We start from the raw sequence: 20,365 nt of genomic DNA on the forward strand, positions 1-20,365 counted from the left end.
GATTTAGATGAAGAAAACTATAACAACGTTGCTAGCTGGGGTATCTCTGCTGTTCGCTCTTGCCGCACCGGTCCATGCGCAAGATGCCAAGCCGGCTGATGCGCCGGTGGCCGCCGCCACCGCCGCTGCACCGGAAGCTGCCGCTGCACCCGCCGCTGCGCCTGCGGCGGCCACCGCCGCAGTGGCTGAAACCGCTCCTGCCGCTGCGCCAACGCCGCAAAAGGGCGACAACGCCTGGATGATGGTTGCCACGCTGCTGGTGGTCATGATGACGATTCCTGGCCTGGCCCTGTTCTACGGCGGCCTGGTCCGTTCCAAGAATATGCTGTCGATCCTGATGCAGATCTTCATGATCTTCGCCGTGATCGTCGTGTTGTGGTGTATCTACGGTTACTCGCTGGCGTTCACCGAAGGCAATGCGTTCTTCGGCAACCTGCATGACCGCACCTTCCTCAACAATATCTACGATCCGGTCAAGGGCACCTTCGCCTATGCCGCCACCTTCAGCAAGGGCGTGGTGATTCCGGAGTTCATGTTCGTTGCCTTCCAGGCCACGTTCGCAGCGATCACCTGCGCGCTGATCGTCGGTGCTTTTGCCGAACGCGCCAAGTTCACCGCCGTCCTGCTGGTCGTGGTGATCTGGTTCACCTTCGCTTACCTGCCAATCGCCCACATGGTCTGGTTCTGGACCGGTCCTGACGCGATCAAGGATGCCGCGACCCTGGCCACCGAAACCGCCAAAGCCGGTTACCTGTTCCAGCACGGCGCGCTCGATACCGCCGGCGGTACCGTGGTGCACATCAACGCCGCTGTTGCCGGCCTGGTCGGTGCTTACGTGATCGGCAAACGCGTCGGCTACGGCCGCGAATCGATGGCGCCGCACTCGGTGACCATGACCATGATCGGCGCTTCGCTGCTGTGGGTCGGCTGGTTCGGTTTCAACGCCGGTTCGCCGCTGGAAGCTGGCGACATCTCGGCCCTGGCCTTCATCAACACTCTGCTGGCCACCGCAGCTGCGACCGTGTCGTGGGTCTTCGCTGAATGGATCTTCAAAGGCAAACCATCGATGTTGGGTGGCGCTTCGGGTGCGGTATCGGGCCTGGTCGCGATTACCCCGGCTTGCGGCTTCGTCGGTCCGATGGGCGCGCTGATCATGGGTCTGCTCGCTGGCGTGATCTGCCTGTGGGGCGTGAATGGTCTGAAACGCCTGCTGGGCGCCGACGACTCGCTGGACGTGTTCGGCGTGCACGGCGTGGGCGGCATCCTGGGCGCCATCCTGACCGGCGTGTTCGCTGCGCCGTCGCTGGGTGGCCAGGGCATCTTCGACTACGTGGCCAACAAGCCATCGGCCGACTACTCGATCAGCGGTCAAGTGCTGATCCAGGCAACCGGCGTGGGCGTCACCATCGTCTGGTCGGCAGTGGTTGCCTTCATCGCCTTCAAGCTGGTGGACATGGTGATCGGTCTGCGCGTACCGGAAGAAGAGGAACGCGAAGGCCTGGACATCACCACCCACGGCGAGTCCGCTTACCACATGTAAGCCGACATGTAATAGCGTTGCAACGTTGTTGAAAAAGCCTCCGCACTTGTGCGGGGGCTTTTTTTTATTTCCGCCTTTAAAATAGGGTTATCGCCCCGATGTAGGTTGTCCACAAGGTAATATTCGGTGTTTCAGCGTGCCTGGAGGGTCGGCCTCCCGCATCATTTAAGGAAGTAAACATGGTTCCCCATCTCGCCACGGCCCTGACCGGCCCGCTCCACGACCTCGAAGAAAAGATCCTGGCCGCCACTCCTGCCATCGAGCGCTGGTTCCGCCTCGAGTGGCAAGAGCACACGCCGCCATTCTATTGCTCGGTCGATATGCGCAACGCCGGCTACAAGCTGGCCCCGGTGGACACCAACCTGTTTCCCGGCGGTTTCAACCACCTGGCTACCGAGATGCTGCCCTTGTCGGTACAGGCCGCCATGGCCGCGATCGACAAGTACTGCCCCGACGCGCGCAACCTGCTGATGATCCCGGAAATCACCCAGCGCCACCCCACGTACTGGCAAAACGTCGCCCGCCTGATGCAGATTTTCCGCCAGACCGGCTTGCACGTGCGCCTCGGCTCGCTGTCGCCGGAAGTAACCCAGCCCACGCCGATCGCTCTGCCGGACGGCAATATGCTGGTGGTGGAACCGCTGGTACGCTCGGCCAATGGCCGTCGCGTGGGGTTGAAAGACTTCGATCCGTGCACGGTGCTGCTCAATAACGACCTGTCGGCCGGCATTCCCGACATCCTGCAGAATATTCACGAACAAAGCCTGCTGCCGCCGCTGCACGCGGGCTGGGCGCTGCGCCGCAAGAGCAACCACCTGAACGCCTACGACGAAGTGGCGAAGAAATTCGGCAAGCTGATCGGTGTCGATCCGTGGATGTTCAACCCGCTGCACGCCAAGTGCGATGCGGTGAACTTCCGCACCGGCGAGGGCTACGAGTGTCTGGCCGCCAATGTCGATACGCTGCTCTCGAAGATCAAGAAAAAATACAAAGAGTACGGCATGAAGGAACAAAAGCCGTTCGTGATCATCAAGCCCGACGCCGGCACCTATGGCACCAGCATCCTGACCATCAAGGATTCCAGTGAAATCAAGGACTTGACGCAGGCCCAGCGCGACAAGATGATCGTCATCAAGGATGGCAAGGAAGTCACCGACTTCATTATCCAGGAAGGCGTGCCCACCTTCGAGAGCATCAAGGACGACGTCGCCGAGCCGGTCGTGTACATGATCGACCGCTACGTGGTCGGTGGTTTTTACCGCGTTCATGCCGAGAAGGGCATCGACCAGAACCTCAATGCCCCGGGCTCGCAGTACGTGCCGCTGGCGTTCGCGCAGCAGCACGCGGTGCCCGATTTGAAGGCCAAACCGGGCACCGCAGCGCCCAACCGGTTCTACGTGTACGGAGTGGTGGCGCGGCTGGCGCTGCTGGCAGCGTCGCTGGAGATGGAGCGCACCGACCCCAATCCGGAAGTGTATTGAGAATCTCGGCTAAAATCAGATCTTCACCAAACCGGAAGCATCCATGAAAATCGCTTTTCTCGCAGATCCGTTAGCCACGTTCAAGACTTACAAGGACTCCACCTACGCCATGATGGTCGAGGCCAACCGGCGCGGCCACACCGTGTATGCCTTCGAGCAAAAGGATATGGCAGTGCTGGGCGGTATCGCCACGGCCAAGGCGTCGCAGATCAGCTTTACCGGCGACGCTACCGACTGGTACCGCGCCGCGCCGGCGGTGGAAACCAACCTGGGCGAGTTCGACGCCATCGTCCAGCGCAAGGACCCGCCGTTCGACATGGAATACATCTACGGCACTTACATGCTCGAGCTGGCCGAAGCCCAGGGCGCCAAAGTATTCAACAAGCCGTCGGCGATCCGCGACCACAGCGAAAAACTGGCGATTGCCCAGTTCCCGCAATACACGTCGCCCACCCTGGTGACGGCCGACGAGGCCCGCATCCGCGCCTTCCAGGCCGAGCATGGCGACATCATCCTGAAGCCGCTCGATGGCATGGGCGGCACCGGCATCTTCCGCGTCAAGCCCGATGCCATGAACCTGGGCGCGATTATCGAGACGCTGACCCAAAATGGTGCAACGACCATCATGGCGCAGCGCTTCATCCCGGACATCGCCAAGGGTGACAAGCGCATCCTGGTCATCGCCGGCAAACCGGTGCCGTTTTCGCTGGCCCGCATTCCGCAAAACGGCGAAGTGCGCGGCAACCTGGCCGCCGGCGGCCTCGGCGTGGCCCAGCCATTGACCGAGCGCGATTTCGAGATCGCCAACGCCATCGGCCCGACCCTGGCTGCGCGCGGCTTGCTGCTGGTGGGCCTGGACGTGATCGGCGACTGCCTGACGGAAGTCAACGTCACCAGCCCGACCTGCTTCCAGGAAATCACGCAGCAAGCAGGCTTTCCGGTGGCGGCCACCTTCATCGACGCGGTGGAAGCTGCCGTGTCGGCGGGTTAAAAAGATGCAAATTCAAAATAATTTTGCCGGACGGCCGCAATTTAGTCCGCGCTCACTGGCGGATTAAGAATATGGTTGGCATACTGCTTATGACGCACGCGCCGCTGGGACAGGCATTTATTGCCGCCTGCGCCCACGTGTTTCGTGGTCCCACCGAGCTGCTGGAAGCGATCGATGTGATTGCCGACCAGGATCTCGGCCAGGTCCAGCAACTGGCGGCGGCGGCGATCAAACGGCTCGACGACGGCGATGGCGTGCTGGTCATGACGGACGTAAAGGGCGGTACGCCGTCCAATTGCTGCGACCGGTTGGCGGACGCGGGCAGGGTGGAAGTGATCGCCGGCATCAGCTTGCCGATGCTGTTGCGGGCCATCACCTACCGCCGCGATACGCTGGACGTGGTCGTCGAGATGGCCCTGGCCGGTGCGCAAAGTGGGGCGGTGCGCGTCGATAACCGGATTCGCGTCGGATAAATTCGACTGGCGCGGGATTTTTAGAGTGCGGCTTTCTCGCAGTTTTTCGAAGAGACAATATAAAAATGATTCAGCAAGAACTTGAGATTATCAACAAGCTCGGCCTGCACGCACGCGCGTCCGCCAAATTCACCCAGCTGGCCGCCAAATTCCAGAGCGATGTCTGGCTGAGTCGCAATTCGCGCCGCATCAACGCCAAGTCCATCATGGGCGTGATGATGCTGGCTGCCGGCAAGGGCGCCAAGGTCCTGCTCGAAGCGGACGGCGCCGACGAGAAGGAATGCATCGCGGCCCTCACTGCACTGGTCAACGACAAGTTCGGCGAAGGCGAGTAATGCCTTCGGATCGCGGCCGCTCCCGTCCTTATTCCGGCGCCCCCATGGCTTCGTTTACCTTGCACGGCATCCCGGTGTCGCGCGGGATTGCGATTGGCCGCGCCCACAAGCTGGCGCCTGCCGCGCTCGACGTCAAGCACTACCTGGTGGCCGAGGAACATCTCGAAGCCGAAGTGCTGCGCCTGCAGCAGGCACTGGCCCAGGTGCACAAGGAATTGCAAACCCTGTGGAACGAGCTGCCCAAGGACGCCCCGACGGAACTGGGCGCGTTCATCGACGTCCACGCGCTGATCCTGTCCGACCCCATGATTTCCGAGGCGCCGCTCGACATCATCCGCGCGCGCCACTACAACGCCGAATGGGCGCTGCTTACCCAGATCGATGAACTGTCGGCGCAGTTCGACGAGATCGAAGACCCGTACCTGCGCGAGCGCAAGGCCGATATCCAGCAGGTGGCCGAACGCGTTTTAAAAGTACTGATGGGTACAGCGCAGATTTTGCCGCCGCCGGTCAAGGTGGGCGACGACGAATTCCAGCCGCAGATGATCATCGTCGCGCACGACATCTCGCCGGCCGACATGCTGCAATTCCGCGACCGCTCGTTCATCGGTTTTGTCACCGATGTCGGCGGCCAGAACTCGCACACGGCCATCGTCGCCCGCAGCCTCGACATCCCGGCAGCCGTGGGCATGTCGGGCGCCTCGACCCTGATCGAGCAGGACGACTGGCTGATCATCGACGGCGACGCCGGCGTGGTCATCGCCAACCCCAGCGTGGTGGTGCTCGAGCAGTACCGCGACCGCCAGAACGCGGCGATCCGCGCCCGCAAAAAACTGGGCAAGCTGAAGAAAACCCCGGCCATTACCAAGGATGGCACCGAGATCACGCTGCTGGCCAATATCGAGCTGCCCGACGACTGCCCGGCCGCGATGGAAGCGGGCGCCAACGGCGTCGGTTTGTTCCGCTCCGAGTTCCTGTTCATGGGCCGCAAGGGCAAGATGCCGTCCGAGGACGAGCAGTTCGAGCAGTACAAGAAAGCCGTGGTGGCCATGAAGGGACGGCCTGTGACGATCCGCACGCTCGACATCGGCGCCGACAAGCCGCTCGACCAGGCCGAGCACACGGCGTTGAACCCGGCGCTGGGCCTGCGCGCGATCCGCTACTGCCTGGCCGAGCCGCAGATTTTCCTGATCCAGCTGCGCGCCATTTTGCGCGCGTCGGCGTTCGGCAAGGTGCGCATCCTGATCCCGATGCTGGCGCACGCGTTCGAGATCGACCAGTCGCTGGCCATGATCGCGCAAGCGAAGGCGGAGCTGCGCGAAGAGCACGTCAAGTTCGACGAGAGCGTGGACGTGGGCGCGATGATCGAAATCCCGGCCGCGGCGCTGGCGCTGCCGATGTTCGTCAAGCGCATGAACTTCCTGTCGATCGGTACCAATGACCTGATCCAGTACACGCTGGCGATCGACCGGGTTGATTATGAGGTCGCACACCTTTACAATCCGCTGCATCCGGCTGTGCTGCAATTGATCGCCATGACGATTGCGGCCGGGCATAAAGCCGGGATCGACGTCGCCGTGTGCGGCGAAATGGCGGGCGACGTCAAGCTCACCCGCCTGTTGCTGGGCCTGGGACTGCGCGAGTTCTCCATGCATCCGGCGCAACTGCTCTCGGTCAAGCAGGAAATCCTGAACAGCGACCTTGCGCGCATCATGCCGCAAACCCGCAAGATCATGCGCTCGATGGAACCAGGTGTAATTGCAGACGCGGTCGAACAATTACAGCTCTTGTAAGTCGGTGGGACCCATCCTCGCGGTCCCACCTTGATAGATGGCCCGTGGGGCCGCCCCAATAAAAAAATCGAAACCATCATGTCATCCCTGGGATACGTCACCCCGCAAACCATGCACTTCGCCGAACCGTTGCCGCTGCAAAGCGGCGCCGCACTGCGCGACTACATGCTGATGTACGAAACCTACGGCACCCTGAACGCCGACAAATCGAACGCGGTGTTGGTCTGCCACGCCTTGAACGCCTCGCACCACGTGGCCGGCGAATACGAAGGCAAACCGAAAAGCACCGGCTGGTGGGACAATATGGTCGGCCCGGGCAAGTCGCTCGACACCGACAAGTTCTTCGTCATCGGCATCAACAACCTCGGCTCGTGCTTCGGCTCCACCGGCCCGATGCACACCAACCCCGCCACCGGCAAGCCGTACGGCGCCACCTTCCCGGTGGTCACCGTGGAAGACTGGGTGAGCGCCCAGGCGCGCCTGGCCGACCAGCTGGGCATCACCCAGTTTGCCGCCGTGATGGGCGGCTCGCTGGGCGGCATGCAGGCGCTGGCCTGGAGCATCATGTACCCGGACCGCCTGCGCCACTGCGTGGTGATCGCGTCCACCGCCAAGCTGTCCGCCCAAAACATCGCCTTCAACGACGTCGCCCGCCAGGCAATCCTGTCCGACCCCGACTATCGCGGCGGCGACTTTTACGAGTACGGCGTGGTGCCGAAAAACGGCTTGCGGGTCGCCCGCATGGTCGGCCACATCACCTATCTGTCGGACGACGACATGGCTGAAAAATTCGGCCGCAAATTGCGCGCCGTGGCTGACGACATCGCTGCCACCGGCACCTATAAATTCGACTTCGGCGTGGACTTCGAGATCGAATCGTACCTGCGCTACCAGGGCGACAAGTTCAGCGAATACTTCGACGCCAACACGTACCTGTTGATCACCAAGGCGCTCGACTACTTCGATCCGGCGCGCCACCACGGCGGCGACCTGTCGAAGACGCTGGCCGCCACGCGCGCCAAATTCTTCCTGGCGTCGTTCACCACCGACTGGCGCTTCTCGCCCGAGCGTAGCCAGGAGATCGTCAAGGCCCTGATCGACAACCGCCGGCAAGTGACCTATGCCGAAATCGACGCCCCCCATGGCCACGACGCCTTCCTGCTGGAAGACCCGCGCTACCTGAACCTGGTGCGTGCGTACTACGACCGGGTCTGGAATGACATCAACGCAGTCAAGGAGGCCGCATGAATTTCGACGACTTGAGCGCGGCCCGTCCCGATCTCGCCTTTATCGCCCACTGGGTGCCGGCCAACGCGCACGTGCTGGACGTCGGCTGCGGCGACGGCGTGATGATGGACTACCTGCAAAGCGATAAGCGCTGCAGCGGCTACGGCATCGAGATCGCCGACGACAAGGTGCTGGCCAGCACCCGCCGCGGCGTGCAGGTGGTGCAGCAGGATATGGAAAACGGCCTGGCGCTGTTTGGCGACAACAGCTTCGACACGGTGCTGTGCCTGTCGTCGCTGCAGATGATGAAGCACGTGGAAGCGCTGCTGCGCGATATCGTCCGGGTGGGCAAGGAGGTGATCGTCTCGTTCCCTAACTTCGCCTACTGGCCGCACCGCGTGGCGCTGCTGCGCGGGCGCATGCCGGTATCAAAATCGCTGCCGTACGAATGGCACGACACGCCCAACCTGCGCTGCGCCACCATCAACGACTTCCGCGACCTGGCGCATGACTGCGGCGTCGAGGTGATCGACTGCGTGGCGCTGGCCGAGGGCCGCCGCGTGGACTTCCTGCCCAACCTGCGTGGCGATTTGGCGGTATTCCGCCTTCGCAAGAAAGCTCATTGATGAACGCCCCGGAACAGAAGAAATGGCTGAGTTACCTGAACGGCCGTACCGTTTCGATTTTGTTCCTGGGCTTTAGCTCTGGGCTGCCGCTCTACACGCTGATTTACCTGATGCAGGCGTGGCTGGCCACGGCCGGACTCGATGTGAAGGCGCTCGGCCTGTTCGGCCTGATGACGTTCCCGTACACTTTCAAATTCCTGTGGGCGCCGCTGATGGACCGCTACAGCATCGGGCGCCTGGGCCGGCGCCGGGGCTGGATGGCGGTCACGCAGATCGGCCTGTTCCTGGTGATCGGCGGCGTGGGCATGTTCGATCCGAAGCAGGAGCTGTCCCTGATCGTGCTGGCGGTGGCGGCGATCGCCTTCCTGTCGGCCAGCCAGGACGTGGTGGTGGACGCCTATCGCCGCGAAATCCTGGCCGAAGAAGAGCAGGGCCTGGGCGCGGCCATTATCGTCAATGCCTACAAGGCGGCCAGCCTGATTCCCAGCGCGCTGGGACTGGTACTGGCGGACAGCATGTCGTGGCAGGCCGTGTTCTGGATCGTGGCCGCGTTCATGCTGCCCGGTTTTATATGCACCTTGCTGGCCAGGGAGCCAGCCGTGTATGGCGCACCACCGAAGAACCTGGAGGAAGCGATCGTCTTGCCGTTCAAGGAATTCATCCAGCGCGACGGCTTGAAACAGGCGATCATCATCATCATGTTTGTGCTGCTGTATAAAATCGGCGACACCATGGCCACCGCCTTATCGACCAAGTTTTTCCTCGATATCGGTTTTACCACCAAGCAGATCGGCCTGGCCGCCAACGCTACCGGCTGGTGGGCCAGCCTGGCCGGCGGCGCGGTGGGCGGCATCTGGATGATCAAGCTTGGCATCAACCGCGCGCTGTGGGTATTCGGCGTGTTGCAGGCGATCGCGATTCTCGGCTTTGCCTGGCTGGCCGAGGTGGGGCCCGACCCGTTCCTGCTGAGCGCCGTGTTCGGTTTTGAGGCATTTGCCAGCCTGGGGCTCGGTTCGGCCGCACTGGTGGCGTTCATGTCGCGCGCCACCGACCCGCGCTACACGGCCACCCAGTACGCGTTGTTTTCCAGTCTGGCAGCGGTGCCGCGCACATTCATCAATGCGTCGGTAGGGTATATTGTCGCGGAAACCGGCTGGTTCTGGTTCTTTATGGTCTGCTTCATGCTGGCTTTTCCGGCCATGCTGATGCTCCCTAAAATCGCTCCATGGAATAAACGAGATGAAAAAGCTTAAATTCAAGCGCGCCGCGCTGGCGCTGGCCTGTGCGATGAGCGTGCTGCCGGCGCTGCCGGCCCTGGCCCAAAACGACGGCATCCCGGTCGAGAGAATGTCGCGCCTGCGCAGCATTGGTGGCGACGCCGACCAGGTCAACCAGCAGTCGAAACTGCAGTACGACCAGATGCTCAAGCAGGCCCACGAAAAAGACGCGGTGGCCACCGACAGCAACCCGCAACTGATACGCCTGCGCGCGATTGCCGACCGCCTGATTCCGTTCACCAAGCGCTGGAACCCCGATTCCGCCAACTGGAAGTGGGAAGTGAACCTGCTCAATTCGTCCACCGTCAATGCATTCTGCATGCCGGGCGGACGCATCGCCTTTTATAACGGCATCCTGACCAAGCTCAATCTCACCGACGACGAAGTTGCCGCCGTGATGGGCCACGAAATCGCCCACGCGCTGCGCGAACATGCGCGCGCACAGGCTGGAAAGAACACCTTGACTCAAGGGCTTAGTCGCGTTGTTGGCGCGGTTGGTTCTGCTTATTTGGGGGTTGATCCCAGGCTCGGCGATGTGGCAGCAGGGGTTTTTTCGCAAGGTGCTGCACTGAAGTTCTCGCGGTCCGATGAATCGGAAGCCGATTTGGTGGGTATCGATCTGGCTGCACGCGCTGGCTACGATCCGCGCGCCGGCGTAGCGTTGTGGCAAAAAATGGCAGCGATCAACAAGAACCAGCCTATCAGCTTCCTTTCCACCCACCCGACCGGCAGCGACCGCATCAAGAATATGAACGACCACATGAACCTGGTGCTGCCCGTGTACGCACGCGCCAAGGGGCTCGACGTCAACAAGCTGCCGCCATACCGCTCGCTGGCGCTGCCGAAATCCTGATGCCGGCGCCGTCCCCGGCGGATCGGCATCCGTTGCCGATGCGCGACGGCGTCGCGCCCAGCTATTTGTGGCTGCCCGAAGGCCAGTGGCCCGACATGATCACCTTCCTGGCCGCGCGCTTTGCCGACGTACCGGAAGCCACCTGGCGCGAACGCATGGCGCGCGGCCACGTGGTCGATGGCGACGGCAAACCACTGGCGCCGTATAGTGCTTACCGGCGCGGCATGCGCATCTTTTACTATCGCGAGCTGGACGAAGTCGAAACGCCAATCCCGTTCCTGGAAGAGATCCTGTTCATGGACGACCACCTGGTGGTGGTGGACAAACCGCATTTTCTGCCGATGACGCCAACCGGCCGCTTCCTGCACGAGACACTGCTGGTGCGGCTGAAGAAAACCCTGGGCGAACCGGCGCTCACGCCAATTCACCGGCTGGACCGCGAAACGGCCGGCGTGGTGATCTTCTCGCGCCGCCAGGAGAGCCGGGGCGCGTACCAGTCTCTGTTCCAGCAGCGCGTGATCGAGAAAGAATACGAAGCGCTGGCGCCGCGCCTGGACGGCGTGCAGTTCCCGTTCACGTACAAGAGCCGCATGGTCGATGGCGAAAAGTTCTTCATCATGAAAGAGGAAGAGGGCGAACCGAACTCGGAAACCATCATCGACGTCATCGAACACCGCGAGAAGGCCACCCTGTACCGCCTGTTCCCCCACACGGGCCGCAAGCACCAGCTGCGCCTGCACCTGGCCTCGCTGGGCATCCCGATCCTGAACGACGCCTTTTATCCAGTGACACTCCCAAGCGGGCCTGACGACTACGCCAACCCGCTCAAACTGCTGGCCCGCCGCATCTGCTTCCTCGACCCGCTCAGCGGCGACTGGCGCGAATTTTCGAGCCAGCGCAGTCTTTGATTTTTACTCGTGCGCGTAATCGATAATCAGCGGCGCATGATCGGAAAATTTCTCTTCCTTGTACACGGCCACGGTGGTGGCGCGGGCGGCGATGCCGGGGGTGGCGACGTGGTAGTCGATGCGCCAGCCCACGTTCTTGGCGTACGCCTGGCCGCGATTGCTCCACCAGGTGTACTGCTCTTCGCGCGGGTCGAGGCCGCGGTGCACATCGACGTAGCCCACTTCGTCGAAGATGCGGGTCATCCATTCGCGCTCCTCGGGCAGGAAGCCGGAGTTTTTCTTGTTGCCTTTCCAGTTCTTGAGGTCGATCTCTTTATGGGCGATGTTCCAGTCGCCGCAGATCACCACTTCGCGGCCTTCCGCGTGCAGCAGTTGCAGGTGCGGCAGGAACAGGTCCATGAAGCGGAACTTGGCTTCCTGGCGCTCGGGGCCGGACGAGCCGGACGGGCAGTACACGGAAATCACGGTCAAATTGCCGAAGTCGCAGCGCACGTAGCGGCCTTCGCGGTCGAACTCGGGGGCGCCGAAGCCGATCACCACGCGGTCCGGCTCGATGCGGCTGTAGATGCCGGTGCCCGAGTAGCCCTTCTTTTCGGCGTAGTGGAAATGGCCGTGGTAGCCGCCCGGGTTGAGGAACTCCGGCGTCATGTCCGGCGCTTGCGCCTTGAGCTCCTGGACGCAAACGAAATCGGCATCCTGCTTGGCCAGCCAGGTGAAGAAACCCTTGGACGAGGCGGAGCGGATGCCGTTCAGGTTGGCGGAAATGATTTTTGGCATGGTGGCAGCTGCTTAAAAAAGCGTCGAAATTTTGGAATGCGTTAGTGTAGCGGTAAAATGTCGGCACTTTCCAGAACTAAACAGAAATGAGGCAGCATGAGCAATTTACGTCAGGATTTCATCGCGTTTTCGGTCAAGACCGGAGTATTGCGCTTTGGCGAGTTCACCACCAAGGCCGGGCGCCAGTCGCCGTACTTCTTCAACGCCGGCCTGTTCCATGACGGCGCCACCCTGGCCCAGCTGTCGCAGTTTTACGCGCAAACCCTGCTCGACTCGGGCGTCGAGTTCGACATGCTGTTCGGCCCCGCCTACAAGGGCATCACGCTGGCGTCGGCCACCGCGATGGCGCTGGCCGGCAAGGGGCGCAACACCTCGTTTGCCTACAACCGCAAGGAAGCCAAGGACCACGGCGAAGGCGGCACCCTGGTCGGCGCCAAGCTGACCGGCAAGGTGGTCATCATCGACGACGTGATTTCGGCCGGCACCTCGGTGCGCGAGTCGGTGGACATGATCCGCGCTGCCGGCGCCGAGCCGTGTGCCGTACTGATCGCGCTCGACCGCATGGAGCGCGCCGGCAAGGATGGTCAACTGTCCCCGAACTCGGCGGTGCAGGAAGTGGCGCTGCAATACAATATCCCGGTGATCTCCATCGGCAACCTCGACGATTTGTTCGGTTACCTGAACGGCGCCGGCGCCGATCCGCAGTTGCAGCAACACAAGGAAGCGGTGGCCGCCTATCGCGAGCGCTACGGAATTGCATAAAGTGCTACATTGGTAGACACCGATATTTCTATGGTGTAACCTTTTAGCGCGGCGTACAGACCGTGGACAATCGAGGCGCACATGAACATTGCAACACTGAAAGTACACGGCGGCGATGACGGCCTGACCGACATCCGCGACGGCTTGCCGATCGAGCCCGATGGCGACTGGCGCCGTGGCGATGTCAAGCCCGACGGCCGGGTGCGCATCGACTCCGGCTTCTACGTGCGCCTCGCAACCGACGACAATCCCGACGAACTGCTCAAGGCGATCCGTACCTTCCTGGCCGAATCGGCTGCGCGCGGCATCCACTTCGAGCGCGCCGACGTGGCCGCCGAGCTGCGCATCTCGTTCAGCTCCGAACGCGGCGCAGCCACGCCCACGCTCGACTTCTCGCTGGCGGACCTGACCCTGCTGGTGGAAATGGGCATCAACCTCAGCATCACGGCCTGACCTCAGACGCCCAGCCACAACCGGTACAGCGGCAACCCCAGCAGCACATTGACCGGGAACGTGATGCCCAGCGCAGCGAGCATCGCCAGCCCGATGTCGGCCTGCGGGATGGCTGCACGGATTGCTGCCGGCGCCGCGATATAGGATGCGCTGGCCGTAAGCGCCGCCAGCACCAGCGTGGTGCCCGGCGGCAGCCCCAGCACGGTGGCGACGCCGATCCCGGCCCAGGCCAGCACGAACGGCGCCACCGCCGCGAACACCATCAGCCGCCATTGCTGCAACGGCAGTGGCCGGCACACGCGCGCCGTGCACAAGCCCATTTCCAGCAGGAAGATCGCCAGCATGGCCTTGAACCCGCCCAGCATCACCGGCGCGATTGGCGCCATGCCTTGCGGCCCGTACAAAGCACCGATCACCACGCCGCCACCGAGCAGCACCACGCCGCGGCTGGTGAGCGCTTCGCGCCAGATGGCCATGCCGCCGTGGCCCGACGTTGCGCCGCCCTGGCGCCGGTGGTGCAACCACAACATCATCACGATGGCCGGCAGTTCCAGCATCACCAGGTACAAGGTGGTTTGTGGACTGACGGCCAGGCCATCGTGTTCAGCCAGGGCCAGGGCCACGGCAAAGGTGCCGGCGCTGACCGAACCGTAGTGGGCTGCAATGCTGAGCGCGTTGGGACGGTCGAGCCGCACCAGGCGGCGCAGTACCGGGTAGCACAGCAGCGGCAGCGCCACGCCGAGCGCGGCCACCACCAGCAGTTCGACCACCATGGCGCCGGTGACATGGCCGTGCAGCGCCATGCCGCCTTTTAAGCCGAGCACCAGCATCAGCAGGATGGCCAGCGTGTCGTACGTGGGAGAGGGCAGTTTCAGGTCTGACTTGACGAGGCCGGCGCACAGGCCGAGGGCGAAGAAAGCGATAACAATGTCTGGCATGAAGAGAAGTTTCTAATTGGAATGCTCGCCATTGTGCCGACCACCGCGTATATTGAATAATAAAACCTTCTGCAATAGCTCATAGAGCATCGTCTATGGATCGAACCGCATGAACATCCGCCACCTGAGTTTTCGCCTGTTGCAAATCTATGTGCAAGTGGTGCGCAGCGGCAGTATCTCTGCCGCCGCCCGCGCCATGCACCTGACCCAGCCCACCGTCTCATTGCAAATGAAACGGCTGGCCGAGGCGGTCGGCGCACCGCTGTTCGAGCAAAAAGACGGGCGCTTCGAGCGCACGGCGGTGGGCGAGGAATTGTTTTGCGCTGCTTGCGACGTGTTGGGCCGTTTCGACGATTTCAACGGTTACCTAGAGCGCGCGCGCGGGGGCTCGGCCGGCCACATCCATGTCGCCGTGGTAACCACCGCAAAGTATGTGCTGCCGCGCATCATGGGCGCGTTTTACCGCCAGTTTCCCGATATCGGCATCACGCTCAGCGTGGGCAACCGGGCCCAGATCGTGGGCCGCTTCGAGCGCCAAGAGGACGAGCTCTACGTATTCAGCCATCCGCCGAGCGGCCCGCAGGTGCAAGCTGCGCGCATCCTGCGCAATCCGCTGCAGATGATCGCGCCGCTCGATCACTGGGCCGCTGGCGGGCCGCCGGTGACGATGGCGCAGCTGCGCGGCGAACGCTTCCTGGTACGCGAGCCGGGGTCGGCCACGCGGATGATGTTCGAGTCGTGGCTCAGCGCCCAGGGCATGGATCTGGGCAACACCATGCAGGTCGAGAGCAACGAGGCGATCCGCCTGAGCGTGGCGTCGGGGCTGGGCGTGTCGGTGATTTCCGAGCACACCTTGCAGGAGGGTCGCGAACGGCTGGCAGTGCTGCCGGTGGCCGGCTTTCCGCTCGAAAGCAACTGGTACCTGGTGGCGCGCAAGGACCGCCGCCTGTCGGCGCCGGCGCACAGCCTGATCCGGTTTATCGCCGGCCACCTGCACGAGTGCGTGGAACCCGACTGGGTGGCGCCCGGCATTGCCGGGCTGGACGCGCATTTCATGCCGGTTGCGCGTCCTTGAGCAATTGCTTACTTCAGGTTCCAGTCGTACATCATCTTCAGCCACGACGCGACCGGTTTGCCCGCCGTGGTCGCTGGGATGAAGCTGCATTTCTCGATGGCGGTGCGGGCTGCCTGGTCCAGGTCGGCATGACCGCTCGACTGCTCGACCTTGCTGGACTTGACCTTGCCATCGGCGGCAATCAAAAAGCCGAGGACGACCTTGCCGGTGCGTTGCTGGGCCACTGCTGCTGCCGGCCACTCGGGCAGCGCGCACTTGTCGAAATTGACCACGGCCTTTGCCGTTTTTCCTTTAGCCGTGGTGGCCTCCGCTGCCGTTGCTTCGGCATAAATCGCGACACAGGCCAGCGCCAGTCCCAGCATCGGAATCGCGGCTTTCCAGTTCAGGGCCTGCGGGGCAGGGCGCATCAGGTGTTTAATACGATCCATCAGATTTCCTCCGTTGGCCGCTTGGGCCAGGTGGTGGGTGGAGAACTGGAGACGTTCCAGTTCGGATAAAGCAAGCGCCAGACGCCGCGGTTCGCCGAGCTGCCTTGCTGCGAAATCATCTGCAATCAGTTCGCGTTCGGCACGGATGCGGTTCGAGAGCCACCAGACAGCCGGGTGGTAGAACAGCAGCGTTTCGATCACGTTCTGCAGCAGGTTGACCAGGTAATCGTGACGGCGCACGTGCGCCAGTTCGTGCGCCAGCAGCGCCTCGAGCAAGTCGGGCGGCATGCGGGCGGCCAGCGCGGCCGGCACCAGCACCACGGGACGCCACCAGCCGGCCGTGACCGGGCTGGCCAGCACTTCGACCATCCTCAGGCGCACCTGGCGCGTGATGCCGAACGCCTGCGCCATCTGCGACAGCCGAGCCTGCCAGCGTGCCTGCACCGGATCGTGGCGACCGGCATTGCGCTGGACCGTGCGTTCAATCCACAGCAGCCCCAGCGCCATGCGTACCGACAGCACGGCCGCGCACAGCGCCCAGACGCTGACAATGCTCCGGACGGCAGCACCGAGGTCGATCAGTTGACCGTTGCCGACCATGTTGCGGACCGCGAACTGCATCATGCTAGCCGCTTCACCTGGTACCGCCGCGCCGTTGCCGAGGCGTTCGACCAGGCCCAGCGCGGGCCAGGCCAGACAAGCCAGCAAGGCCGTGCACGCCACCAGGTAGCGGTATTCGGCGCGGCTGTTGCGCAGCAGCGCGAGCACGACGGCGGTGGCGCAGCCGATCAGCAAGCCCTGCCACAGGAAGTGGACCAGGGTGGCGCCCAGCATGGCGATGAAGGCGTTCATGGTTGTTGGTCGCCCTTATCCTTGAGCAATTCCTCGATTTCGGCCCGCTCTTTTTTGGAGATGCCCGAGCGCAGCGCCGCCAGCACCAGCGCCTTGGCCGAGCCCGAGAATGCCTTGTCGATCAGGTCGCGGAGCAGGTTGGTTTGCAGCGAGTCGCGGGCCTGCGCCGGCGCATAGATATGCGAGCGCTGGCTTTCGTCGCGGATCAGGATGCCCTTGGTGTGCATGATCTGCATCAGCCGCAGCACGGTGCCGTACGCGAGATCGGGCTTGTGTGCCAGCATCGCTTCGTGCACCTGCTTGGCGGTGGACGCGCCGAGCGGCCACAGGGTTTGTAACAGTTCCAGCTCGGCGGCGGTAGGTTTCGGGATGCTCATGGTGGTGTGTGTAGGGGGGCAGTGGTTGTAGAGTAGTCTGTCTAGACAAAAATGTATACTTTATTCGAGCCGGTTTTTCTGGTTGTGGTGGATTGTAGACATTGATGTCTATGTCTGGATAAAAAAACGCCCCGCAAGCTGGCGCTGGCGGGGCGTGATCTGGCGCTGAAAGGATTTAACCAGCCAGCTTGGCTTTCAGCAGTTCGGTCAGCTGGGCCGGGTTGGCTTTGCCGCGCGAGGCTTTCATGGCCTGGCCGATCAGGGCGTTGATGGCCGCTTCCTTGCCGGCGCGGTACTGCTCGACCGACTTGGCGTTGGCAGCCAGCACTTCATCGACGATCGCTTCGAGCGCGCCCGTGTCCGAAATCTGTTTCAGACCTTTCGACTCGATCAGCGCATCGACCAGGTTGTCGTCGTCGGACTTGGCCGCCCACATATCGCCAAACAATTCCTTGGCGGTCTTGTTGTTGATGGTGCCGTCGGCGATGCGCTTGAGCATCAGTGCCAGTTGCGCCGGTTTCACCGGGGCGTCGCCGATATCGACACCTTCGCGGTTGACGGTGGACGAGACGTCGCCCATCAGCCAGTTGGCGGCGGCCTTGGCGTTGTCCTTGCCGGCAGCATCGACCACGGCCACGAAATAGGTGGCCATCGCTTTCGAGGCGGTCAGCACCAGCGCGTCGTATTCCGGCAGCGCGTAGTCGGAAATGAAGCGCGCGCGCATGGCGTCCGGCAGTTCCGGCATCGCAGCTTTGACCTGCTCGATCCAGGTGTTGGAGATGACCAGCGGCGGCAGGTCCGGGTCCGGGAAGTAGCGGTAGTCTTGCGCGTCTTCCTTGCTGCGCATTTCGCGCGTTTCCTTGCGGTCCGGGTCGTACAGGCGCGTCGCTTGCACGACCTTGCCGCCGTCTTCGATCAGTTCGATCTGGCGGCGCACTTCGACGTGCACGGCTTCCTCGATGAAGCGGAACGAGTTCAGGTTCTTGATCTCGCAGCGGGTGCCGAACTCGGTCTGGCCTTTTGGGCGGACGGACACGTTGATGTCGCAGCGGAACGAGCCTTCCTGCATATTGCCGTCGCACACACCGAGCCACATCACCAGCGAGTGCAGGGCCTTGCAGTAGGCCACCGCTTCGGCGGCGCTGCGGATTTCCGGTTCCGAGACGATTTCCAGCAGCGGCGTGCCGGCGCGGTTCAAGTCGATGCCGGACATGCCGGCATAATCTTCGTGCAGCGATTTGCCGGCGTCTTCTTCCAGGTGGGCGCGCGTCAGGTTGACGGTTTTGGTGACAAACTGGCCGTCCTTTTCATAGCCGAACGTGACCGCGCCGCCGATGACGACCGGGTCTTCGAACTGGCTGATCTGGTAGCCCTTGGGCAAGTCCGGGTAAAAATAGTTTTTGCGGGCGAAGATCGATGCCGGCGCGATTTTCGCGCCCACGGCCAGGCCGAAGCGGATGGCGCGATCGACGGCCTGCTTGTTCATGACCGGCAGCACGCCCGGCAGCGCCAGGTCCACGGGGCTGGCCTGGGTGTTGGGGGCCGCGCCGAACGTGGTCGGCGAGCCGCTGAAGATTTTTGATGCGGTGGTGAGCTGCACGTGGTTCTCAACACCGATGACGACTTCCCATTCCATATTGTTCTCGCTTATATTCTTTAGATACCGCTCGGTGCGCGGGTGTGCCAGTCGGTCGCCTGCTGGTAGGCGTGGGCGACGTTCAGCAGTTTCGCTTCGCCGAAATGCTTGCCGATGATTTGCAGACCCACCGGGCGGTTGGCGTTCTTGTCGCCCTGGCCGAAACCGACCGGAATCGACATGCCGGGCAAACCGGCCAGGCTGGTGGACAGGGTAAAGATGTCGGCCAGGTAGGCGGCGACCGGGTCGTCGGACTTGTCGCCCAGGTCCCAGGCCACGGTCGGGGCTACCGGTCCCATGATGACGTCGCACACGGCGTTGGGGCCGTTCAGTACCGCTTCGAAATCCTCGGCGATCAGGCGGCGGATCTTTTGCGCCTTGAGGTAATAGGCGTCGTAGTAGCCGTGGCACAGCACATAGGTGCCGACCATGATGCGGCGTTTGACTTCGGCGCCGAAACCTTCGGCGCGGGTTTTGCGGTACATATCGCCCAGGTCCTTGTAGCCGTCGGCGCGGTGGCCGAAGCGCACGCCGTCAAAGCGCGACAGGTTCGATGATGCTTCGGCCGGCGCGATCATGTAGTACGCGGGAATCGACAGCGCCGTATTCGGCAGCGAGATATCGACCAGGGTGGCGCCCAGTTCCACGTACTTGGCCAGCGCGGCGCGCACGGCGTCTTCCACGTCCTTGGCCAGACCTTCGCCGAAATACTCTTTCGGCACGCCGATGCGCAGGCCGGTCAACGGCTGGCCCAGTTCGCGGGTGAAATCTTCGTCGATGCCGCCCAGTTCCGGCGTCAGGCTGGTGGAATCGCGTTCGTCGAAACCGGCCATGGCGTTGAGCAGCAGGGCGCAGTCTTCGGCGGTTTGCGCCATCGGGCCGCCCTGGTCCAGCGATGAGGCAAACGCGATCATGCCGAAGCGCGACACGCGGCCATAGGTCGGCTTGATGCCGGTGATGCCGCAGAAGGCGGCCGGCTGGCGGATCGAACCGCCGGTGTCGGTGCCGGTCACGCCTGGCGCCAGGCGCGCGGCCACGGCAGCGGCCGAACCGCCGGACGAGCCGCCCGGTACGGCGGTCTTGTCCCAAGGGTTCTTCACCGGGCCGAAGGCCGAGTTTTCATTGGCCGAGCCCATGGCGAATTCGTCGCAATTGAGTTTGCCCAGCGTGACCATGCCGGCGGCGCGGAACTTTTCCACGACGGTGGCGTCGAACGGGCTCACGTAGTTGGCCAGCATCTTCGAGCCGGCGGTGGAGCGCCAGTCGCGGGTGACGAAAATATCCTTGTGGGCGATCGGTACGCCGGTCAGCGGCGTGGCGGTGCCATTGGCAATACGTTCGTCGGCCTCGGCGGCCTGGGCCAGGGTGAGGGCGCGGTCCACGTGCAGGAAGGCGTTCAGGTCGCTTTGCTCGATACGGTCGAGGAAATGCGTGGCCAGCTCGGTGGCGGTGATGGCTTTGCTTTGCAGCAATGCGGACAGCTCTTTAATGGTTTTGGTGTGCATGGCGTTCAATTCGGAATTCGGTACGGCGGCAGGTGCGGCGGTCCGGTTGCCCGGGTGC

General features: G+C 62.9%; 20 protein-coding genes. 14 read left to right on the forward strand and 6 right to left on the reverse strand.

What is annotated here, in order from left to right:
* Positions 1–7 precede the first annotated feature (7 nt).
* From F8197_RS27365 to F8197_RS27415, 11 genes are all read left to right on the forward strand, one after another.
* The gene (locus F8197_RS27365; RefSeq protein ID WP_152885162.1) at positions 8–1,540 is read left to right on the forward strand and encodes an ammonium transporter; all 1,533 of its coding nucleotides are present in this window, start codon (positions 8–10) and stop codon (positions 1,538–1,540) included.
* Positions 1,541–1,719: 179 nt separating this feature from the next.
* Entirely contained in the window at positions 1,720–3,021 is a 1,302-nt protein-coding gene (gene gshA / locus F8197_RS27370; protein ID WP_152885164.1) for a glutamate--cysteine ligase, read from the forward strand.
* Positions 3,022–3,064: 43 nt separating this feature from the next.
* The gene (gene gshB, locus F8197_RS27375; RefSeq protein ID WP_019924466.1) at positions 3,065–4,012 is read left to right on the forward strand and encodes a glutathione synthase; all 948 of its coding nucleotides are present in this window, start codon (positions 3,065–3,067) and stop codon (positions 4,010–4,012) included.
* Between the two features lie 71 nt (positions 4,013–4,083).
* Entirely contained in the window at positions 4,084–4,485 is a 402-nt protein-coding gene (locus F8197_RS27380; RefSeq protein ID WP_026637766.1) for a PTS sugar transporter subunit IIA, read from the forward strand.
* Between the two features lie 65 nt (positions 4,486–4,550).
* Positions 4,551–4,820 (forward strand): HPr family phosphocarrier protein, encoded by a 270-nt coding sequence (locus tag F8197_RS27385; RefSeq protein WP_019924464.1) that lies wholly within the window; start codon positions 4,551–4,553, stop codon positions 4,818–4,820.
* A gap of 44 nt (positions 4,821–4,864) precedes the next feature.
* Complete coding sequence (ptsP, locus tag F8197_RS27390; RefSeq protein WP_152885165.1) at positions 4,865–6,613, forward strand: phosphoenolpyruvate--protein phosphotransferase; 1,749 nt, start codon at positions 4,865–4,867, stop codon at positions 6,611–6,613.
* 78 nt (positions 6,614–6,691) lie between these two features.
* Positions 6,692–7,861, forward strand: a complete 1,170-nt coding sequence (locus F8197_RS27395) for a homoserine O-acetyltransferase (RefSeq protein WP_152885167.1) — start codon at positions 6,692–6,694, stop codon at positions 7,859–7,861.
* Positions 7,858–8,466, forward strand: coding sequence for a methionine biosynthesis protein MetW (gene metW, locus F8197_RS27400; protein ID WP_152885169.1), 609 nt, complete (start codon positions 7,858–7,860; stop codon positions 8,464–8,466). Before F8197_RS27395 ends, metW begins: the two co-directional genes overlap by 4 nt.
* A complete protein-coding gene (locus F8197_RS27405; RefSeq protein ID WP_152885171.1) occupies positions 8,466–9,719 on the forward strand; it encodes an AmpG family muropeptide MFS transporter in 1,254 nt (417 codons plus the stop codon). The genes metW and F8197_RS27405 overlap by 1 nt, the downstream gene beginning before the upstream one ends.
* The gene (locus tag F8197_RS27410) at positions 9,706–10,596 is read left to right on the forward strand and encodes a M48 family metallopeptidase (protein ID WP_152885173.1); all 891 of its coding nucleotides are present in this window, start codon (positions 9,706–9,708) and stop codon (positions 10,594–10,596) included. The genes F8197_RS27405 and F8197_RS27410 overlap by 14 nt, the downstream gene beginning before the upstream one ends.
* On the forward strand, positions 10,596–11,504 hold the full coding sequence (locus F8197_RS27415; RefSeq protein ID WP_152885175.1) for a pseudouridine synthase: 909 nt from the start codon (positions 10,596–10,598) through the stop codon (positions 11,502–11,504). Before F8197_RS27410 ends, F8197_RS27415 begins: the two co-directional genes overlap by 1 nt.
* Positions 11,505–11,507: 3 nt before the next feature.
* On the opposite strand, the gene F8197_RS27420 is transcribed toward F8197_RS27415, so the two are convergent.
* Positions 11,508–12,281: an exodeoxyribonuclease III gene (locus F8197_RS27420; RefSeq protein ID WP_019924455.1), complete on the reverse strand. Its 774-nt coding sequence runs from the start codon at positions 12,279–12,281 to the stop codon at positions 11,508–11,510.
* Between the two features lie 96 nt (positions 12,282–12,377).
* Between F8197_RS27420 and pyrE the strand changes: the two genes are divergently transcribed.
* A complete protein-coding gene (gene pyrE / locus F8197_RS27425; protein WP_152885177.1) occupies positions 12,378–13,043 on the forward strand; it encodes an orotate phosphoribosyltransferase in 666 nt (221 codons plus the stop codon).
* Positions 13,044–13,124: 81 nt separating this feature from the next.
* Positions 13,125–13,496, forward strand: a complete 372-nt coding sequence (locus F8197_RS27430; RefSeq protein WP_152885178.1) for a hypothetical protein — start codon at positions 13,125–13,127, stop codon at positions 13,494–13,496.
* 2 nt (positions 13,497–13,498) lie between these two features.
* On the opposite strand, the gene F8197_RS27435 is transcribed toward F8197_RS27430, so the two are convergent.
* Entirely contained in the window at positions 13,499–14,434 is a 936-nt protein-coding gene (locus F8197_RS27435) for a sodium-dependent bicarbonate transport family permease (protein ID WP_152885180.1), read from the reverse strand.
* 109 nt (positions 14,435–14,543) lie between these two features.
* Here F8197_RS27435 and F8197_RS27440 point away from each other — a divergent pair, with 109 nt between their 5' ends.
* Entirely contained in the window at positions 14,544–15,509 is a 966-nt protein-coding gene (locus F8197_RS27440; RefSeq protein ID WP_152885182.1) for a LysR family transcriptional regulator, read from the forward strand.
* 8 nt (positions 15,510–15,517) lie between these two features.
* Here F8197_RS27440 and F8197_RS27445 read toward each other — a convergent pair whose 3' ends face one another.
* From F8197_RS27445 to gatA, 4 genes are all read right to left on the reverse strand, one after another.
* Positions 15,518–16,789 (reverse strand): M56 family metallopeptidase, encoded by a 1,272-nt coding sequence (locus F8197_RS27445; protein ID WP_152885184.1) that lies wholly within the window; start codon positions 16,787–16,789, stop codon positions 15,518–15,520.
* Positions 16,786–17,166, reverse strand: a complete 381-nt coding sequence (locus F8197_RS27450; RefSeq protein WP_056141806.1) for a BlaI/MecI/CopY family transcriptional regulator — start codon at positions 17,164–17,166, stop codon at positions 16,786–16,788. Before F8197_RS27450 ends, F8197_RS27445 begins: the two co-directional genes overlap by 4 nt.
* A gap of 175 nt (positions 17,167–17,341) precedes the next feature.
* The gene (gene gatB / locus F8197_RS27455; RefSeq protein WP_373997006.1) at positions 17,342–18,817 is read right to left on the reverse strand and encodes an Asp-tRNA(Asn)/Glu-tRNA(Gln) amidotransferase subunit GatB; all 1,476 of its coding nucleotides are present in this window, start codon (positions 18,815–18,817) and stop codon (positions 17,342–17,344) included.
* 5 nt (positions 18,818–18,822) lie between these two features.
* Entirely contained in the window at positions 18,823–20,307 is a 1,485-nt protein-coding gene (gene gatA, locus F8197_RS27460; RefSeq protein WP_152885188.1) for an Asp-tRNA(Asn)/Glu-tRNA(Gln) amidotransferase subunit GatA, read from the reverse strand.
* Positions 20,308–20,365 lie beyond the last annotated feature (58 nt).

The organism is Duganella sp. FT27W, assembly GCF_009295655.1.
GTDB classification, from domain to species: Bacteria; Pseudomonadota; Gammaproteobacteria; order Burkholderiales; family Burkholderiaceae_D; genus Rugamonas; species Rugamonas zoogloeoides.

Excerpts from the sequence above, each read along its gene's own strand:
- F8197_RS27395 (WP_152885167.1), top strand. The coding sequence starts at position 6,692 with ATGTCATCCCTGGGATACGTCACCCCGCAAACCATGCACTTCGCCGAA.
- F8197_RS27435 (WP_152885180.1), bottom strand. The coding sequence starts at position 14,434 with ATGCCAGACATTGTTATCGCTTTCTTCGCCCTCGGCCTGTGCGCCGGC.
- gatA (WP_152885188.1), bottom strand. The coding sequence starts at position 20,307 with ATGCACACCAAAACCATTAAAGAGCTGTCCGCATTGCTGCAAAGCAAA.
- F8197_RS27385 (WP_019924464.1), top strand. The coding sequence starts at position 4,551 with ATGATTCAGCAAGAACTTGAGATTATCAACAAGCTCGGCCTGCACGCA.
- gshB (WP_019924466.1), top strand. The coding sequence starts at position 3,065 with ATGAAAATCGCTTTTCTCGCAGATCCGTTAGCCACGTTCAAGACTTAC.
- F8197_RS27415 (WP_152885175.1), top strand. The coding sequence starts at position 10,596 with ATGCCGGCGCCGTCCCCGGCGGATCGGCATCCGTTGCCGATGCGCGAC.
- F8197_RS27420 (WP_019924455.1), bottom strand. The coding sequence starts at position 12,281 with ATGCCAAAAATCATTTCCGCCAACCTGAACGGCATCCGCTCCGCCTCG.
- F8197_RS27440 (WP_152885182.1), top strand. The coding sequence starts at position 14,544 with ATGAACATCCGCCACCTGAGTTTTCGCCTGTTGCAAATCTATGTGCAA.
- pyrE (WP_152885177.1), top strand. The coding sequence starts at position 12,378 with ATGAGCAATTTACGTCAGGATTTCATCGCGTTTTCGGTCAAGACCGGA.
- F8197_RS27445 (WP_152885184.1), bottom strand. The coding sequence starts at position 16,789 with ATGAACGCCTTCATCGCCATGCTGGGCGCCACCCTGGTCCACTTCCTG.
- gshA (WP_152885164.1), top strand. The coding sequence starts at position 1,720 with ATGGTTCCCCATCTCGCCACGGCCCTGACCGGCCCGCTCCACGACCTC.
- F8197_RS27430 (WP_152885178.1), top strand. The coding sequence starts at position 13,125 with ATGAACATTGCAACACTGAAAGTACACGGCGGCGATGACGGCCTGACC.
- metW (WP_152885169.1), top strand. The coding sequence starts at position 7,858 with ATGAATTTCGACGACTTGAGCGCGGCCCGTCCCGATCTCGCCTTTATC.
- ptsP (WP_152885165.1), top strand. The coding sequence starts at position 4,865 with ATGGCTTCGTTTACCTTGCACGGCATCCCGGTGTCGCGCGGGATTGCG.
- F8197_RS27365 (WP_152885162.1), top strand. The coding sequence starts at position 8 with ATGAAGAAAACTATAACAACGTTGCTAGCTGGGGTATCTCTGCTGTTC.
- F8197_RS27405 (WP_152885171.1), top strand. The coding sequence starts at position 8,466 with ATGAACGCCCCGGAACAGAAGAAATGGCTGAGTTACCTGAACGGCCGT.
- F8197_RS27410 (WP_152885173.1), top strand. The coding sequence starts at position 9,706 with ATGAAAAAGCTTAAATTCAAGCGCGCCGCGCTGGCGCTGGCCTGTGCG.
- F8197_RS27450 (WP_056141806.1), bottom strand. The coding sequence starts at position 17,166 with ATGAGCATCCCGAAACCTACCGCCGCCGAGCTGGAACTGTTACAAACC.
- F8197_RS27380 (WP_026637766.1), top strand. The coding sequence starts at position 4,084 with ATGGTTGGCATACTGCTTATGACGCACGCGCCGCTGGGACAGGCATTT.